Here is a 17,219-nt window from a genome sequence, read left to right as displayed (position 1 = left end):
GGCCTCGGTCGTCAAGCTGTGGCGGAACCCGGACAACGCGCCGCCGCCTGCGGGCGACGGGCCGGGAAACCCGCTGATCATACTGCGAGAAGGCGACCCCCGAGGGGGTCGCCTTCTGGCCGTGCGCGGGGCGGGAGGGGTCAGCGCAGCCCCGTCGGGCGCCGCAGCGCCGCCTGGACCAGCCGGTCCACCAGCTCGGGGTAGCCGATACCGCTCGCCTCCCACATCTTCGGGTACATCGAGATCGGCGTGAATCCCGGCATGGTGTTGATCTCGTTGATCACGAACTCGCCGTCCTCGGTGAGGAAGAAGTCCGCGCGCACCAGGCCCTCGCAGGACGCCGCGTCGAACGCCGCCACGGCGAGGCGCCGCACCTCGGCGGTCTCCTCGGGCGTGAGCGGGGCCGGCACGATGCCGGGGGTGGAGTCGATGTACTTGGCCTCGAAGTCGTAGTACGCGTGCTCCGAGGGCGGCGGGATCTCCGCGGGGACGGAGGCGCGGGGGCCGTCCTCGAACTCCAGCACGCCGCACTCGATCTCGCGGCCGCGCAGGGTCGCCTCGACCAGGATCTTCGGGTCGTGGCGCCGGGCCTCCTCGATCGCCTCGTCGAGGCCGGCCGGGTCGTCGACCTTGGTGATGCCGATCGAGGAGCCGGCCCGGGCCGGCTTCACGAAGAGCGGCCAGCCGTGCTCGGCGGCGAAGTCGACGATCCTGCGGCGGGCGCCGGAACGGTCCTGCTCCCAGTCGCGGGGACGGATCACCGCGTAGGGGCCGACCTTCAGCCCGTAGGAGGCGAACACCGCCTTCATGTACTCCTTGTCCTGGCCGACGGCCGAGGCGAGCACACCCGCGCCGACGTAGGGCACACCGGACAGTTCGAGGAGACCCTGGAGGGTGCCGTCCTCGCCGTACGGGCCGTGCAGCACGGGGAAGACGACGTCCACCTCGCCCAGCGCCTTGGGCACCGCGCCGGGTTCGCTGTAGACGACTTCGCGGTTGGCGGGGTCGACGGGCAGCACCACGGCGCCCTCGGCCGACTCGGCCAGTTCCTCGACGTCGGGCGTACGGCGCTCGGTGATCGCCATGCGTTCCGGCTCGTCGGCGGTGAGGGCCCAGCGGCCGTCCCTGGTGATGCCGATCGGCAGGACGTCGTACTTCGTCCGGTCGATGGCCGCGAGGACGGCGCCGGCGGTGACCACGGAGATCCCGTGTTCGGAGCTGCGCCCGCCGAACACGACGGCCACACGCGGCTTGCGAGGCGGCTGCTCGGGGCTCTGGGGGAGGTTCTCGGTGCTCATATCGCGTTGAGAGTACCCGGCCGTAGGGCCGCGAGACAGCGTCGGCGGGGCCGCGTGGCGCGGCCGGTGTCCGGGGGTGCGGTACGGCCGTCGCTCAGCGTCGTTCGGGCTTCGCGCTGCGCGACATCAGCTCCTTGACGGCGACCACCGGGGACTTGCCCTCGTGGACGATGGCGACCACCGTCTCGGTGATCGGCATGTCGACGCCGTGCCTGCGGGCCAGATCCAGCACCGACTCGCAGGACTTGACGCCCTCGGCGGTCTGCCTGGTGACCGCGATGGTCTCCTGGAGGGTCATGCCCTTGCCGAGGTTGGTGCCGAAGGTGTGGTTGCGGGAGAGCGGGGAGGAGCAGGTCGCCACCAGGTCGCCGAGCCCGGCCAGTCCGGAGAAGGTCAGCGGGTCGGCGCCGAGGGCGACGCCGAGGCGGGTGGTCTCGGCGAGGCCGCGGGTGATGAGGGAGCCCTTGGCGTTGTCGCCCAGGCCCATGCCGTCCGCGATGCCGACGGCCAGCCCGATCACGTTCTTCACGGCGCCGCCCAGTTCGCAGCCGACGACGTCGGTGTTGGTGTACGGGCGGAAGTACGGGGTGTGGCAGGCGGTCTGCAGGCGCCGGGCGACGGACTCGTCGGGGCAGGCGACCACCGCGGCGGCCGGCATGCGGGCGGCGATCTCCCGGGCCAGGTTGGGTCCGGTGACCACGGCGATGCGCTCGGCGCCGACCTTGGCGACGTCCTCGATCACCTCGCTCATCCGCATCGCGGAGCCGAGTTCGACGCCCTTCATCAGCGACACCAGGACCGTGCCGGGCGCCAGCAGCGGCGTCCACTCGGCGAGCCCCGCGCGCAGCGTCTGGGACGGGACGGCGAGGACCGTGAAGTCGGCGTCGCGCGCGGCCTCGGCGGCGTCGGTGGTGGCCCGCAGGCCGGCCGGCAGCTCCACGCCCGGCAGGTAGTCCGGGTTGGTCCGGGTGGAGTTGACGGCGTCGGCGAGTTCGGCACGGCGCCCCCACAGGGTGACGTCGCACCCCGCGTCGGCGAGGACCGTGCCGAAGGCGGTGCCCCAGGATCCGGTGCCGAAGACGGCCGCCTTGACCGGCTTGCTCACGTGCTCTGCCCTTCTGCCTGCGTTCCCTGCGTGCGCGCCGGCCCCGCCGGTGTCTGCGACTGCGTCCGGCGCCGCTGCTCGATCCGCTCGCGGCGCGGGTCGTAGGGGGTCCGGGGGGCCCGCTCGCCCCGGATCTCCTCCAGGTGCCCGGTGATGGCGGCCATGATGACCTCGGTGGCCTCCTTCAGCAGCTCCGCGGTCATCTCCCGGTCGTAGAACCGGGAGAGGTCGACCGGAGGCCCCGCCAGCACGCGGTGGGTCTTGCGCGGGAGGAGGTGCGGCTTCTTGGTGTAGGGCGGCAGCAGTTCGTTGCAGCCCCACTGGGCGACCGGGATCACCGGGCACTTGGTCTGGAGGGCGACGCGCGCGGCACCGGTCTTGGCGGTCATCGGCCAGCCGTCCGGGTCGCGGGTGAGGGTGCCCTCGGGGTAGAAGGCGACGCACTCGCCGCGCTCCACGGCGTCGATCGCGGCCCGGAAGGCGCTCAGGGCGTCCGTGCTCTCGCGGTAGACGGGGATCTGCCCGGTGCCCCGCATGGCGGCGCCGACGAAGCCCTTCTTGAAAAGGCCGCTCTTCGCCAGGAATCGGGGGACGCGCCCGGTGTTGTACTGGTAGTGCGCGTACGCGAAGGGGTCCACGTGCGAATTGTGGTTCACGGCGGTGATAAATCCGCCGTCGGCCGGAATGTTCTCCATTCCCCGCCAGTCCCGCTTGATCAGAACCATGAGCGGCGGTTTGCAGATCACCGCGGCCAGGCGGTACCAGAAGCCGATTCTGCGGCGGGGCACGCTGACACCTTTCCTCCAGGGCCTGGGGCCGGACAAGTGTCGCCCCGGGCCGCCCGTCTGTCGAGAACACCGTACGCCCCGGCGAGTGAACCGCCAGGTCTCGCAGGTGACAATGACGGCGACGAGAGAAGGACGGAACGCTCGTGCAGTGGACCTTGGTCGTACCCGTGAAGCCCCTCGCCCGGGCCAAGAGCAGGCTGTCGGACACCGCGGACGACGGGGTCCGGCCGGGTCTCGCGCTGGCGTTCGCACTGGACACCGTCGCAGCGGCGCTGGCCTGCCAGGCGGTCGCGGATGTGGCAGTCGTCACGGACGACGCGCGGGCCGGACGGGAGCTGGCGGCGCTCGGCGCGGCCGTCGTCCGGGACGAACCCCGCGGCGGCCTGAACGCCGCGCTGGCGCACGGCTCGGCGGCGGTCCGCGCCGCGCGTCCCGGAACTCCGGTGGCCGCGCTCAACGCCGATCTCCCCGCTCTCCGGCCGGCCGAATTGGCGCGGGTACTCGCGGCGGCCGGGAAATTCACGCGGGCATTTCTCCCGGACGCGGCCGGAATCGGCACCACCTTGCTGACGGCGGCACCCGGCACCGAATTGTCCCCGGCATTCGGTCCCGATTCCCGGCTCCGCCACCGTGCGTCCGGCGCGGTGGAACTGTCCCTGGGCGCGGTGGATTCCGTACGGCAGGACGTCGACACCGGCGGTGATCTGCGCACGGCCCTGGCGCTGGGGGTGGGTCCCCGGACGGCGGCCGTGGCCGCGCGGCTGCTGATCGCCGGGCAGTAGGCTGCGGCCATGCAGGCGACCGCTTACACGTACGACCCGGAGAGCCGCAGCGGACAGGTGCTGCTCGACGACGGCACGCCGCTGCCCTTCGACGCGGCGGCCTTCGACGCGGGGGGCCTCAGACTGCTGCGGCCGGGGCAGCGGGTGCGGATCGAGGCCGAGGGGGCGGGCCCCGAGCGCCGGATCACGCTGGTGACACTCCAGACGTTCTGATCCACCGGACGCGAACACGCCGCGGGCCGGACTCCGAGAGGGAGTCCGGCCCGGCGCGTGAGAGCCCTGTTCGCCTGCTGCCGCCCACGGGGGGCCGGCCGCTACTTCTTGCGGGCGGTGGCCTTCTTGGCGGTGGTCTTGCGGGCGGTCGACTTCTTGGCCGGGGCCTTCTTGGCGGTGGCCTTCTTGGCGGGAGCCTTCTTGGCCGCCGTCTTCTTGGCCGCCGTGGTGGTCTTGGCCGCGGACTTCTTGGCGGTGGTCTTCTTCGCCGTCGTCTTCGCGGCGCCGGTGGCCTTCTTCGCCGCGGTCTTCTTCGCCGCCGCGGTGGTCTTCTTCGCGGCGCCCGTGGCCTTCTTCGCGGCGCCGGTGGCCTTCTTGGCGGCGGCCTTCTTGCCCGCGGCCTTGGAGATCGTGGCCGACGGGCCGGACAGGCTGCCCTTGGGGGCCTTCTTGACCGCGATGTCGTTCTTCGGGAGCTTCTTCGAGCCGCTCACCAGGTCCTTGAAGCCCTGGCCCGCGCGGAAGCGCGGCACCGAGGTCTTCTTGACCCGAACCCGCTCGCCCGTCTGGGGGTTGCGGGCGTAGCGGGCGGGACGGTCGACCTTCTCGAAGGAACCGAAGCCGGTGACCGAGACCCGGTCGCCCGAGACCACCGCACGGACGAGGGCGTCCAGGACCGCGTCGACGGCGTCGGCGGCCTGCTGCCTGCCGCCCACCTTGTCGGCAATCGCTTCTACGAGCTGCGCCTTGTTCACGTCTTCCCCTTCGGAGACATCGCCAGAACGAATGTGTTCAAGCTTTTTCGCACGTTAGGCAGATATATACCGCAAATCAAACACGAAACGGGCTAATCACCCTTGTGCCGCAACGGACTCGGGCCGCCCCGGTCTGTTCAGCCGTCCTCTTCGGGGAATCGACCCGCGTCGAGGTCGTCGGTGAACCGATCCAGGCGCCTTGCCGCACCGGCGAGATCGTGTTTGGCCGCGGCCGTAATGACCAGCAGCTTCCGGGTCAGCGCCATCCGTACGCCCTCCGGGACTTGCAGTGCGCGCACTCTTGTGTGCGCTTCCTTGAGCCGGACCGCGACCGCCGCATAGAGCTCGAGTTGGCCGTCGTGGTCCATGCACAGATTGTGCCATCTGGGGCGAGTTGTCGCCTGCGCAGGGGGCAACTGCCGCCCCGAACGGCCGTCCTGGCCCGCGCGGAACCTGCGCCTCCAGAACTTCACTACCCCGGCAATCAGGCCTCTAACGTGGGAAGTTGTGCGTCGGAACGATCCCGGGCGACGGGTCCCCGAGCCAAAAACGGCCGTACCCCCGATCGGGCTGATCGGGGGTACGGCGGGGGTGTTGGGTGGCCGAAACTCGACCTTGCGGGGCCTCGGTGGCGGCCCCGGCGGGTCAGACCTTGAGGGTCTGCGGCTTGAAGGACGGGCGGTCCGCCTCGTACGCGGCGATGTCCGCCTCGTTCTGGAGGGTGATCGAGATGTCGTCCAGCCCGTTCAGCAGCCGCCAGCGGGAGTTCTCGTCCAGCTCGAAGGAGGCCGTGACGCCCTCGGCGCGGACCTCGCGGGCCTCCAGGTCGACGGTGATCTCCGCCTGCGGGTCCCGCTCGGTCAGCGCCCACAGCGCGTCCACGGTCTTCTGGTCGAGGACCACGGTGAGCAGGCCGTTCTTCAGCGAGTTGCCCCGGAAGATGTCGGCGAAGCGGGAGGAGATCACGGTCTTGAAGCCGTAGTTCTGCAGCGCCCAGACGGCGTGCTCGCGGGAGGAGCCCGTACCGAAGTCGGGGCCCGCGACCAGGACCGTGGCGCCCTGGCGCTCGGGCTGGTTGAGGACGAAGGACCCGTCCTTGCGCCAGGCCTCGAACAGCCCGTCCTCGAACCCGTCCCGGGTCACCTTCTTGAGCCAGTGGGCGGGGATGATCTGGTCGGTGTCGACGTTGCTGCGGCGCAGCGGGACGGCCCGGCCGGTGTGCTTGGTGAATGCTTCCATGGCTCTCAGACTCCAGCGGGCGTGGGGACGTCGGTGGCGGCGAGGTCGGCCGGGGAGGCCAGATGGCCCAGGACCGCCGTCGCGGCCGCGACCTGCGGCGACACCAGGTGGGTGCGGCCGCCCTTGCCCTGGCGCCCCTCGAAGTTGCGGTTGGAGGTGGAGGCGGAGCGCTCTCCCGGGGCCAGCTGGTCCGGGTTCATGCCCAGGCACATCGAGCAGCCCGCGTGCCGCCATTCGGCGCCGGCCTCCTTGAAGACCACGTCCAGGCCCTCGGAGACGGCCTGGAGGCCGACCCGCGCCGAGCCGGGGACGACCAGCATCCGTACGCCCTCGGCGACTTTGCGGTCCCGCACGATCTCGGCGGCGGCGCGCAGGTCCTCGATGCGGCCGTTGGTGCAGGAACCTACGAAGACGGTGTCCACACTGATGGAGCGCAGCGGCTGACCGGCCTCCAACCCCATGTACTCCAGGGCCTTTTCGGCGGCGAAGCGCTCCGAAGCGTCTTCGTACGAAGCGGGGTCGGGGACGTCGGCGGAAAGCGGCGCACCCTGACCTGGGTTGGTGCCCCAGGTGACGAACGGCGACAGTTCGGCGGCCTCGATGACGACCTCCGCGTCGAACTCGGCGTCGTCGTCCGTGCGCAGCGTCTTCCAGTACTCGACGGCCGCGTCCCAGTCGGCGCCCTCGGGGGCGTGCGGACGGCCCTGGAGGTAGGCGAAGGTGGTGGCGTCGGGGGCGATCATGCCGGCGCGGGCGCCGGCCTCGATCGACATGTTGCAGATGGTCATGCGGGCCTCCATCGAGAGCTTCTCGATGGCCTCGCCCCGGTACTCCAGGACGTAGCCCTGGCCGCCGCCGGTGCCGATCTTCGCGATGATCGCGAGGATCAGGTCCTTGGCGGTGACGCCGTCGGGCAGTTCGCCGTTGACGGTGATCGCCATGGTCTTCGGGCGGACCAGGGGCAGCGTCTGGGTGGCCAGCACGTGCTCGACCTGGGAGGTGCCGATGCCGAAGGCCAGCGCGCCGAACGCGCCGTGCGTCGACGTGTGCGAGTCGCCGCAGACCACGGTGGTGCCGGGCTGGGTCAGGCCCAGCTGGGGGCCGACCACGTGCACGACGCCCTGCTCGACGTCGCCCAGCGGGTGCAGCCGGACGCCGAACTCCGCGCAGTTCTTGCGCAGCGTCTCCAGCTGGGCCCGGGAGACCGGGTCCGCGATGGGCTTGTCGATGTCGAGCGTCGGGGTGTTGTGGTCCTCGGTGGCGATGGTCAGGTCGAGCCGCCGCACCGGGCGGCCGCTCTTGCGGAGGCCGTCGAAGGCCTGCGGGCTGGTCACCTCGTGCAGCAGGTGCAGATCGATGAAGAGGAGGTCGGGCTCGCCCTCGGCGCGCCGGACGACGTGGTCGTCCCAGACCTTCTCCGCGAGTGTCCTACCCATCGCTTTCCCTCCGGCCGGCGACGAAGCGTCGGCCCAACTAGAGATCTTCGGGGAAGCGGCGCCCGCACCCCTGTGTTTCCGGGCAACCGCCACCAGGCCCTTTCGTCACGGGCCGTTGTGACTTCGTGCCATCAAGGGTGGCGCGTTCCACGGAAAATTGAACTTGCGTTTCACAGAGTGAGACGGGAGTATCGTTTCATGGACAACAGTAGCGGCGTCGGCGTTCTGGACAAGGCGGCCCTCGTCCTGAGCGCTCTGGAGTCCGGCCCGGCCACCCTCGCGGGATTGGTCGCGGCGACCGGACTGGCACGACCCACGGCCCACCGCCTGGCCGTGGCGCTGGAACACCACCGCATGGTGGCGCGTGACATGCAGGGCCGATTCATTCTCGGCCCGCGCCTGGCCGAGCTGGCCGCGGCGGCCGGCGAGGACCGGCTGCTCGCCACCGCGGGCCCGGTCCTCACCCACCTGCGGGACGTGACGGGCGAGAGCGCCCAGCTCTACCGCCGCCAGGGCGACATGCGCATCTGCGTGGCCGCGGCCGAGCGCCTGTCGGGCCTCAGGGACACGGTCCCGGTCGGCTCGACGCTCACGATGAAGGCCGGCTCCTCGGCGCAGATCCTGATGGCCTGGGAGGAGCCCGAGCGGCTGCACCGGGGCCTGCAGGGCGCCCGCTTCACGGCGACGGCGCTGTCCGGTGTGCGGCGCCGGGGCTGGGCCCAGTCGATCGGCGAGCGGGAGCCGGGCGTCGCGTCCGTCTCGGCGCCGGTGCGGGGCCCCTCGAACCGCGTGGTGGCCGCGGTGTCCGTCTCCGGTCCCATCGAGCGCCTGACGCGCCACCCGGGCCGTATGCACGCCCAGGCGATCATCGACGCCGCCGGCCGCCTCTCCGAGGCGCTGCGCCGCACGGGTTGACGGCCCCGGCGCCGGAGTGACGAGGAGGGCCCGCCCCAACGCCGCGGCGGGCCTCCCTGGTCAGGCCCCCGGGCGGGCGCGGGACGCCGAACCGGCGCCAACACACCCGGAGTTGGGAACGCGAGAAGGCCCCCCGCCGAAGCGGGGGGCCTTCTCGATCTTGTACCCCCGACCGGATTCGAACCGGCGCTACCGCCTTGAGAGGGCGGCGTGCTAGGCCGCTACACAACGGGGGCGTGGATCTTGCAGACGCTTGAACTGCATCGCCGCAGATCCGAGCTGGTCTACCAGGACTCGAACCTAGACTAACTGAACCAGAATCAGTCGTGCTGCCAATTACACCATAGACCAATGTGGTTTAGACCAGTTCGTACCCCCGACCGGATTCGAACCGGCGCTACCGCCTTGAGAGGGCGGCGTGCTAGGCCGCTACACAACGGGGGCCCTAGCGATCATCTCGTGAGAGATCACCGTACCCCCGACCGGATTCGAACCGGCGCTACCGCCTTGAGAGGGCGGCGTGCTAGGCCGCTACACAACGGGGGCTTTGCAGATATAGCTCTGCGAGCTGGCCTACCTGGACTCGAACCAAGACTAAGTGAACCAGAATCACTCGTGCTGCCAATTACACCATAGGCCACTGGAACGCAAGCCCCGGAGGGGGATTCGCTCTAGCTTCGCGCTTCCGGTTCCCGGCCCTTTCGGCCCGCTCTCCGGCGGCGCAGGAAGAACATTACCTGAAGGTGGACGGGGCTCCAAAACGGGTATCGGCGCCGAGCAGCGCCGGGAGTTCGGAGAGGGAGGCGATGCGGCGCGGCCCGACGGGCGGGTCGACGGTGGCGTACACCCCGCCCCGGTCGATCCAGACGGAGAGGAGTCCGGCGTCGGCGGCGCCGCGTCCGTCGATCTCCGGATGGTCGCCGACGTAGGCGACCTCGGCCGGGCCGAGGTCCAGGGCGTCGCAGGCGGCGAGGAAGGCGGCCGGCTCGGGCTTGGAGACGCCCAGCTCGGCGGCGCACAGGATGGCCTCGAAGCGGTCGTGGACGCCGAGGACGCGCAGCTTGCGGTCCTGGACGGTGAGGCTGGAGTTGGAGAGCACGGCGTGCCGGTGGCTGCCGGCGAGGGCGTCGAGGACCGGCAGCACGTCCGGGAAGAGGGACCAGGCGGCCTCGTAGTGCGTGACGTAGCGCTGGAACCACGCGTCGGCCTCGGCCTCGGTGAGCTCCGGGCGGCCCAGGAACTCGCGGATGCGGTCGCGCCGCTGTGTGACGAAGTCCACCTCGCCGGCCGAGAAGCGGGCCCACTGCCGGTCGGTGATCTGCCGCCAGCGCGTGAGCGCCTCCTCGGCCGATCCGTACCCGGCGAGCAGCCCTTCGGCGACCAGGTGGGCGCGCATGCCCTCGCGGTCGGCGGTGGTGTAGTCGAAGAGGGTGTCGTCGACGTCCCAGACCACGGCTCGGATGCTCATGACCCGACGGTAACGCGCCGGGCGGGCCGCGTCCGCCCGAACCGGGGAACGGCGCGAGGGGCGGCATCCGGAGCTGCGGGTGCCGCCCCTCGGGGGCCGTGCGGGGGTCAGGCCGCCAGGCGGGCCAGTGCGGCGTCGATCCTGGCCAGCGACTTCTCCTTGCCCAGGATCTCCAGGGACTCGAAGAGGGGCAGACCGACGGTGCGGCCGGTCACGGCGACGCGGACCGGCGCCTGGGCCTTGCCGAGCTTGAGGCCGTGGGCCTCGCCGGCGGCCAGGACGGCCTCCTTGAGCGACTCGGGGGACGTCCAGTCGGCCGTGTCGAGCTTCTCGCGGGCGGTGCGCAGCAGGGCGTCCGAACCCTCCTTCATCGCCTTGGCCCAGGAGGCCTCGTCGAAGACCGGCTCCGGCAGGAACAGGAAGTCGACGTTGTCCGTGATCTCGGAGAGGACCTTCAGGCGGGTCTGCGCGTGCGGGGCGACGGCCTGCCACTTGGCCTCGTCGAAGTCCTCGGCCGCCCAGGGGGCGACGGGGGCCTTCAGCCACGGGCGGCAGCGCTCCGTGAACTCCTTGGTGTCCAGCAGCCGGATGTGGTCGGCGTTGATCGCCTCGCACTTCTTCAGGTCGAAGCGCGCCGGGTTGGGCTGCACGTCGGAGACGTCGAAGGCGGCGACCATCTCGTCCATCGTGAAGATGTCCTGGTCGGCGGAGAGCGACCAGCCGAGGAGGGAGAGGTAGTTGAGCAGGCCCTCGGGCAGGAAGCCGCGCTCGCGGTAGAGGTTGAGGCTCGACTGCGGGTCGCGCTTGGACAGCTTCTTGTTGCCCTCGCCCATGACGTAGGGCAGATGGCCGAAGGCGGGGGTCTCCTTGGCGATGCCCAGCTCGGTCAGCGCCTTGTAGAGGGCGATCTGGCGCGGGGTGGAGGAGAGCAGGTCCTCGCCGCGCAGGACGTGGGTGATCTCCATCAGGGCGTCGTCGACCGGGTTGACCAGCGTGTAGAGGGGGGCTCCGTTGGCGCGGACGATGCCGTAGTCCGGGACGTTCTCCGGGAGGTAGGTGATCTCGCCGCGGACCAGGTCCTCGAAAGTGATCGGCTCGTCGGGCATCCGGAAGCGGACGATGGGCTCGCGGCCCTGGGCCCGGTACTCCTCGACCTCGGCGTCGCTCAGGTCGCGGCAGTGGCCGTCGTAGCCGGAGGGCCGGCCGGCGGCGCGGGCGGCCTCGCGGCGGGTGTCCAGCTCCTCCTGGGAGCAGTAGCAGCGGTAGGCGTGGCCGGCGTCCAGGAGCTTCTGGGCGACGTCGCGGTAGATGTCCATCCGCTGCGACTGGCGGTACGGCGCGTGCGGGCCGCCGACCTCGGGGCCCTCGTCCCAGTCGAAGCCCAGCCAGCGCATCGCGTCGAGCAGCTGGGTGTACGACTCCTCGGAGTCGCGGGCCGCGTCGGTGTCCTCGATGCGGAAGACCAGCGTGCCCTGGTGGTGCCGGGCGAACGCCCAGTTGAACAGGGCGGTGCGCACCAGGCCCACGTGGGGGTTGCCGGTGGGGGACGGACAGAAACGTACGCGTACGGGTGAGGCGGGTGCGCTAGCCACGCTTGACAACCTTGTTGGTGAGAGTGCCGATGCCTTCGATGGTGACGGCGACCTCGTCGCCGACGTTGAGGGGGCCGACGCCGGCCGGGGTCCCCGTGAGGATGACGTCGCCGGGGAGCAGCGTCATGGCCTCGGAGATGTTGACGATCAGGTCCTCGATGGAGTGGATCATCTCGCTGGTGCGGCCGAGCTGGCGCTGGGCGCCGTTGACCGTGAGCTGGATGGTCAGGTCGGCCGCGGCGGCGAGGGTGAGGTCCGTCTCCACCCAGGGGCCGAGCGGGCAGGCCGAGTCGAAGCCCTTCGCCCGGGCCCACTGCTTCTCACGGCGCTGCACGTCGCGGGCGGTGACGTCGTTGGCGCAGGTGTAGCCGAAGATCACGTCCTGGACGCGGTCGCGCGGGACCTCGCGGCACATGCGGCCGATGACGACGGCGAGTTCGGCCTCGTGGTGCAGTTCCTCGGAGAAGGAGGGGTACTGGATGGCGTCGCCGGGGCCGATCACCGAGGTGGACGGCTTGAAGAAGGCGAACGGGGCGTCGGGCACCTCGTTGCCGAGTTCGCGCGCGTGTTCGGCGTAGTTGCGGCCGAAGGCGACGACCTTGTTGGGGAGCACCGGCGGCAGCAGCCGCACCTTGCTCAGGGGCACCTTGGTGCCGGAGAGCTCGTAGTCCCCGAAAGGAATGCCCTTGATGATGTCGAGGACGAGCTGGTCCGGCTGGTCGCCCTCGACCGCGCCGAAGGCGACGTTCCCGTCGATGGAGAACCTGGCGATGCGCACGGGTTGCTTGGCCCCTTGACTGAGCTGGCTGGAGTCTGACGCCCCAGGCTAACGCGGCGCGCCCGTCCGGCATGATCCGCCGGACGGGCGCGTGGTGCTCCGGGGGCCGCCTGAACGGGCGGCGCCGGGGTGGCGTACTACTCTGCGACGGCGGCCCCGACCGGGACCTCCATGAGGACGGTGCGCCGGGGGTTGGCGGTCTGGGCGGGGAGCTCGACGGCGTGCTCCGGCTGCTCCTGCGTGCGCAGGTCGTCGGCGTCGTCGAGGTGCGCCAGCGTCGTGCGTCGCGGGTTGGCGATCTGGTGGAACATCATCGTCGTCTTCACGGTTGTTAGAGGCCCTGTCGTGTCCGGGCGCCCGAGGGACTGCGAGAACCCCTGCGAGGGCGCGGGTTGTCGGTTTTGCCTTCTCTGTAAAGCGTCAGGCTAAACATGCAATTCCCCGGCAACTCGGGGAGGGTCCGCGATCAGCGTGTGAGTTTGCTCACTTATCAAGGGTCAAACCGGTCAATTGCGACTCCAGTGTCAGCCGGACCAATACGACATTCCCCCCTTGAAGCCCGCATTCCGCTCCTGATCATGGCGACTGGGACACCCTCCCGACCTCGACAACTCGCGGACATACGTCCCTTTTGCGGGTGATCATCTTCTACGTCTCGTGACCCGCCCCTCACGTGCTGTCACGTATCTCACGCCGTACCCCACGGGCCTTGTTGGAGATCCGGCACTGTGCTGGAATTCCACGGACCGCCGCAGGATCGAGCCGGCGCGCAGGGGGCGCACAGCAGCGCCGGGCGGCGGCGAGAAGGGGGAACCAGCGCCGGTCACTCACGACCAACACGGGGACGCATTCAGGGCGCCCCCATGACGCCGACACCGTGTCCCGCCGTTCGCGCGGAGGGACGCCTGGTCCAGAGGTTGCGACGCTAGTGCAGGGACGTTTCAAGAGGGATGGCAGCGCTTCGGCGGAGCCGGAGCCGCACGGCGGGACCGGCCCCAAGGCCGTCGGCTCCTCGCCCCAGCACGCCCAGAACCCGGGCCAGACCCCGTCCGGCGACAGCTCAGAGCGCGCCGGCCAGCCGACCGGTGCGGCCGCCCCCGGCCAGCAGTCGCCGGCCAAACCGGCCAAGGGCGCGCCGAGCGGTCCCGGCCCGCGAATAGCACTGCGCAACTGGCGGATCTCCACCCGTCTGGTGTCCCTGCTCGCGCTTCCGGTGGTCGCGGCCACCTCGCTGGGCGCGATGCGCATCAGCCAGTCGATGGACGACATCCAGCAGCTCGACAACATGAAGCTGCTGACCGAGATGACCAAGCAGGCCACCGAACTGGCCGCGGCGCTCCAGGAAGAGCGCGACCAGTCCGCCGGCCCCCTGGCACACGGCTCGACGTCCAGCGCCATCGCCGTCAAGGGCGACCGCGAGAAGACCGACCGGGCCCTGAAGAACTTCCTCGACAACTCCGAGGAGATCGACGCCGCCAGCAAGGACGGCAACCTCGTCGGTGTCCGCGACAGCCTCGTCGGCCTCGCGAGCGACCTGAACGACCTGAACAAGATCCGCGGCACGGCCTACCAGGCCAAGGCGAACTCGACGCAGACCGTCGAGGCCTACCACCGCCTGATCACCCACCTGCTCGACCTCTCGCAGGACATGGCGGAGGCGACCAGCAACCCCGACATGATCCAGCGCACGCGTGCCCTGTCGGCCTTCTCCTCGGCCAAGGAGTACGCGTCCATCCAGCGCGCGGTCCTGGCGGCGGCGCTGCCCGCGAACAACACCAGCAAGGGCGACCTCTCCGAGAACGACCGGCTGTACGCGCAGTCCGCGCTGCAGAGCCAGACGTCCGAGCTGCGCAGCTTCACCAGCATCTACGGCGACGGCGCCGAGGACCTGCTCAAGCCGATCTCCGAGGGCAACCCGGTCATCGAGACCTCCGACCAGTACGCGGGCCGCGCGCTCGGCCGCGTCAACGGCCTGGAGGACCTGAAGACCCGGTCCTACCAGGACTGGCTGGACGACAGCTCCACCAAGATCCAGCAGATGAAGAACATCGAGCTGAAGCTGCTGGAGGACATGGAGCAGCAGGCCCGCGAGCTGCGCAACGAGTCCGAGCGCGAGGCCATCATCTCCGGTGTCCTCATCCTGCTCGTGCTCGGCGTCTCGCTGGTCGGCGCCTTCGTCGTGGCGCGGTCCATGATCCGCTCGCTGCGGCGCCTGGAGGACACCGCGACCAAGGTCGCCCAGGACCGCCTGCCCGAGCTGGTCAAGCAGCTCTCCGAGACCGACCCGCAGGACGTCGACACCTCGGTGGAGTCGGTCGGCGTGCACTCCCGGGACGAGATCGGCCGGGTGGCCGCGGCCTTCGACGACGTGCACCGCGAGGCGGTCCGCCTCGCCGCCGAGCAGGCCCTCCTGCGGGGCAACGTCAACGCGATGTTCACCAACCTCTCGCGCCGCTCCCAGGGCCTCATCCAGCGTCAGCTCTCGCTCATCTCCGAACTGGAGTCCCGCGAGGCCGACCCGGACCAGCTCTCCTCTCTGTTCAAGCTCGACCACCTCGCGACGCGCATGCGCCGTAACGGTGAGAACCTCCTCGTCCTCGCCGGTGAGGAGCCCGGCCGGCGCTGGACCCGCCCGGTCCCGCTGGTCGACGTGCTCCGCGCCGCCGCCTCCGAGGTGGAGCAGTACGAGCGCATCGAGCTGGCCTCCGTGCCGACCACCGAGGTCGCGGGCCGCGTGGTCAACGACCTCGTGCACCTGCTCGCCGAGCTGCTGGAGAACGCGACCTCGTTCTCCTCCCCGCAGACCAAGGTCAAGGTGACCGGTCACGCGCTGCCCGACGGCCGCGTCCTGATCGAGATCCACGACACCGGCATCGGCCTCTCCCCCGAGGACCTCGCCGCGATCAACGAGCGGCTCGCCTCGCCGCCCACCGTGGACGTCTCCGTCTCCCGCCGCATGGGCCTGTTCGTGGTCGGCCGCCTCTCGCAGCGCCACGGCATCCGCATCCAGCTGCGGCCCTCCGACTCCGGCGGTACGACCGCGCTGGTCATGCTGCCCGTGGACGTCGCCCAAGGCGGCCGCAAGCCGCAGCCGAAGCCGGGGCAGTCCGCCCAGGGCAACGGCGGTCCGGCGGCCGCGCAGGCAGCCGCCGGTGTCGCCGCGGCCCGCCGCGGCGGCCAGGGCGGCGGCGCGCTCGGGGGCGGTGCCTTCGGCGGCGGTGGCGGCGCCCTCGGCGGCGGCGCCCCGGGCGGACGGCTCAGCGCGGGCCAGGGTCCGCGGGCCGCGCTCCCCGGACGGGACGCGGACGGCCGGCCGGGTGCGCCCGGCGGTCCGCGCGGACCCCAGTCCCCGGCAGGTCCCGGTCAGCAGAACCGCCCGGCCCCGGCCGGCGCGGGTGCCGGTGCCGGTCAGGCGCCCGGTGCCCCGCAGGGTCTGCAGGCCGCGGGCATGAACGCGCCCCAGGGCAACGCCTCGCAGGGTCAGGACGTCTTCGGCGGCCGCGCTCCGGCCGCTCCCCCGCAGCGCGGCAAGCGCGGCGGCAACGGCGACGCCGGACAGGGCCGCCGCCCGCAGCTGCCGCCGCGCGGTGGTCCGCGGGCCGAGCTGCCCGGCGGCAACCCGCAGCCCCGCACGCCCAGCTGGAGCGACGAGAACGCGCAGCCGCCCGTGCCGCGCGCCTCGCTGGACGCCCCGCGCGGCCACGAGGAGCCGGACGGCTCCCGCGCCCGCCGCACGCCGGACTTCGACGACCGGCAGGGCCCGGGCGCCACGACGGAGATGCCGGCCGTGCCGCGCTTCGGCGAGCCCCAGTCCCCCGCCGCCACGGCCGAGTTCGCCCGCCCCGACTTCGACGCCCCGGCCCCTCGCCAGGACGCGCCGCAGAACACGGGCCAGTTCGCACGGCCGGACCAGAACCAGAACCAGTACGACCCGAACCAGTACGACCAGGGCGCGTACGCGCAGAACCAGTACGGCCACGACCAGTACGGGCAGGGCGGTGGCACGGACACCGCGCAGAACGACCAGTTCGCGCGGCCCGGGCAGGCCGCCCCGCAGCAGGGCAACGGGTCCTTCGTCCGCTCGGACGTCTTCGGCGGGCAGCCCCGCCAGACGGGCCCGAACGGTCCCGACCGGTTCGCCGGCGCCCACGGCGCGCAGGGTTACGACAACGGCTCCACCGGGCAGCACGGCCTGCCGAGCCGCGCCAACCCCGCCGCCACCGGCTCCTTCGAGCGCCCGCAGGCCAACGGCGTCCAGGGCGGCGCCGACTTCGGCGCTCCGCGCCCGCCGGCCCCGCAGCGCGCCGCCCACCAGGAGCCCGCCGGCCCCGCCGCCAACGGGACTCCCGCACAGCGGCCCCAGGACGGCTGGGCACTGCCCCCGGCCTCGGGTCCCGGCGACGGGCGTACGCCGCTGTACGACACGCTGGAGACCAACTGGTTCCACGGCGACCGCGAGGCGAGGGCGCAGCAGCAGGCCCAGCAGCCCGCCGCGCCGGAGCCGCAGGCCGCCCAGCCCCAGACCCCGGCGGCCCCGCAGCGGCCCGCCGCCTCAGCCTGGCGCTCTTCGCCGAACGACGACCTCGTCCGGCAGGCGGAGCGCGTCCGGCAGCCGGCGGCGGGCGGGGTCACCACCTCCGGCCTCCCGCGCCGGGTCCCCCGGGCCAACCTCGTCCCGGGTACGGCTCAGCAGCAGTCGCACCAGAACGGTCCGCAGATCTCGCGCGCGCCCGACGACGTGCGCGGCCGGCTGACCAATCTCCGTCGGGGAATCGCACAGGGCCGTCAGGCCGGTACCAACCAGACCGGCAGCTACCCGCGGCCCACTCACCAGCAGGAGCGTTAGTTGA

General features: G+C 71.6%; 15 protein-coding genes and 5 tRNA genes. 4 read left to right on the top strand and 16 right to left on the bottom strand.

Going from position 1 to position 17,219, the window contains the following annotated elements:
* Positions 1–140 precede the first annotated feature (140 nt).
* The 3 genes from IE108_RS24315 to IE108_RS24305 form a co-directional block, all read right to left on the bottom strand.
* Entirely contained in the window at positions 141–1,298 is a 1,158-nt protein-coding gene (locus tag IE108_RS24315) for a D-alanine--D-alanine ligase family protein (protein WP_064730012.1), read from the bottom strand.
* A gap of 94 nt (positions 1,299–1,392) precedes the next feature.
* On the bottom strand, positions 1,393–2,403 hold the full coding sequence (locus IE108_RS24310) for an NAD(P)H-dependent glycerol-3-phosphate dehydrogenase (protein WP_064730011.1): 1,011 nt from the start codon (positions 2,401–2,403) through the stop codon (positions 1,393–1,395).
* The gene (locus IE108_RS24305) at positions 2,400–3,191 is read right to left on the bottom strand and encodes a lysophospholipid acyltransferase family protein (protein ID WP_064730010.1); all 792 of its coding nucleotides are present in this window, start codon (positions 3,189–3,191) and stop codon (positions 2,400–2,402) included. Before IE108_RS24305 ends, IE108_RS24310 begins: the two co-directional genes overlap by 4 nt.
* A gap of 143 nt (positions 3,192–3,334) precedes the next feature.
* Here IE108_RS24305 and cofC point away from each other — a divergent pair, with 143 nt between their 5' ends.
* Both cofC and IE108_RS24295 read left to right on the top strand, forming a co-directional pair.
* Positions 3,335–3,973: a 2-phospho-L-lactate guanylyltransferase gene (cofC, locus tag IE108_RS24300; RefSeq protein ID WP_064730009.1), complete on the top strand. Its 639-nt coding sequence runs from the start codon at positions 3,335–3,337 to the stop codon at positions 3,971–3,973.
* Positions 3,974–3,982: 9 nt separating this feature from the next.
* Positions 3,983–4,186 (top strand): hypothetical protein, encoded by a 204-nt coding sequence (locus tag IE108_RS24295; RefSeq protein WP_064730008.1) that lies wholly within the window; start codon positions 3,983–3,985, stop codon positions 4,184–4,186.
* A 101-nt stretch (positions 4,187–4,287) separates the two neighbouring features.
* Here IE108_RS24295 and IE108_RS24290 read toward each other — a convergent pair whose 3' ends face one another.
* From IE108_RS24290 to leuC, 4 genes are all read right to left on the bottom strand, one after another.
* A complete protein-coding gene (locus IE108_RS24290) occupies positions 4,288–4,941 on the bottom strand; it encodes an HU family DNA-binding protein (RefSeq protein WP_064730007.1) in 654 nt (217 codons plus the stop codon).
* 137 nt (positions 4,942–5,078) lie between these two features.
* Entirely contained in the window at positions 5,079–5,309 is a 231-nt protein-coding gene (locus IE108_RS24285) for an SCO5555 family protein (protein ID WP_064731981.1), read from the bottom strand.
* Positions 5,310–5,586: 277 nt separating this feature from the next.
* Positions 5,587–6,180 (bottom strand): 3-isopropylmalate dehydratase small subunit, encoded by a 594-nt coding sequence (gene leuD, locus IE108_RS24280; RefSeq protein WP_064730006.1) that lies wholly within the window; start codon positions 6,178–6,180, stop codon positions 5,587–5,589.
* A gap of 5 nt (positions 6,181–6,185) precedes the next feature.
* On the bottom strand, positions 6,186–7,616 hold the full coding sequence (gene leuC, locus IE108_RS24275) for a 3-isopropylmalate dehydratase large subunit (protein WP_064730005.1): 1,431 nt from the start codon (positions 7,614–7,616) through the stop codon (positions 6,186–6,188).
* Between the two features lie 198 nt (positions 7,617–7,814).
* Between leuC and ndgR the strand changes: the two genes are divergently transcribed.
* Entirely contained in the window at positions 7,815–8,531 is a 717-nt protein-coding gene (gene ndgR, locus IE108_RS24270) for an IclR family transcriptional regulator NdgR (RefSeq protein ID WP_053137572.1), read from the top strand.
* 163 nt (positions 8,532–8,694) lie between these two features.
* Here ndgR and IE108_RS24265 read toward each other — a convergent pair.
* The 9 genes from IE108_RS24265 to IE108_RS24225 form a co-directional block, all read right to left on the bottom strand.
* A tRNA-Glu gene (locus IE108_RS24265) sits at positions 8,695–8,767 on the bottom strand.
* Between the two features lie 43 nt (positions 8,768–8,810).
* Positions 8,811–8,882: transfer RNA gene (locus IE108_RS24260), tRNA-Gln, on the bottom strand.
* A 20-nt stretch (positions 8,883–8,902) separates the two neighbouring features.
* A tRNA-Glu gene (locus tag IE108_RS24255) sits at positions 8,903–8,975 on the bottom strand.
* A 29-nt stretch (positions 8,976–9,004) separates the two neighbouring features.
* Positions 9,005–9,077, bottom strand: a tRNA-Glu gene (locus IE108_RS24250).
* A 22-nt stretch (positions 9,078–9,099) separates the two neighbouring features.
* Positions 9,100–9,171: transfer RNA gene (locus IE108_RS24245), tRNA-Gln, on the bottom strand.
* 93 nt (positions 9,172–9,264) lie between these two features.
* Positions 9,265–9,999, bottom strand: coding sequence for an HAD family hydrolase (locus IE108_RS24240; RefSeq protein WP_064730004.1), 735 nt, complete (start codon positions 9,997–9,999; stop codon positions 9,265–9,267).
* Positions 10,000–10,106: 107 nt separating this feature from the next.
* Positions 10,107–11,591: a glutamate--tRNA ligase gene (gene gltX / locus IE108_RS24235; RefSeq protein ID WP_079163673.1), complete on the bottom strand. Its 1,485-nt coding sequence runs from the start codon at positions 11,589–11,591 to the stop codon at positions 10,107–10,109.
* Positions 11,584–12,369: a fumarylacetoacetate hydrolase family protein gene (locus IE108_RS24230; protein WP_064730002.1), complete on the bottom strand. Its 786-nt coding sequence runs from the start codon at positions 12,367–12,369 to the stop codon at positions 11,584–11,586. Before IE108_RS24230 ends, gltX begins: the two co-directional genes overlap by 8 nt.
* 137 nt (positions 12,370–12,506) lie before the next feature.
* Positions 12,507–12,695: a hypothetical protein gene (locus IE108_RS24225; RefSeq protein ID WP_064730001.1), complete on the bottom strand. Its 189-nt coding sequence runs from the start codon at positions 12,693–12,695 to the stop codon at positions 12,507–12,509.
* A 602-nt stretch (positions 12,696–13,297) separates the two neighbouring features.
* Between IE108_RS24225 and IE108_RS24220 the strand changes: the two genes are divergently transcribed.
* Positions 13,298–17,215, top strand: a complete 3,918-nt coding sequence (locus IE108_RS24220) for a sensor histidine kinase (protein WP_064730000.1) — start codon at positions 13,298–13,300, stop codon at positions 17,213–17,215.
* Positions 17,216–17,219 lie beyond the last annotated feature (4 nt).

The organism is Streptomyces parvulus, from assembly GCF_014648855.1.
Taxonomy (GTDB): Bacteria; Actinomycetota; Actinomycetes; order Streptomycetales; family Streptomycetaceae; genus Streptomyces; species Streptomyces parvulus.
Note: the sequence above shows the minus strand (reverse complement) of the source record. Positions and strands in the feature narration are given on the sequence as shown.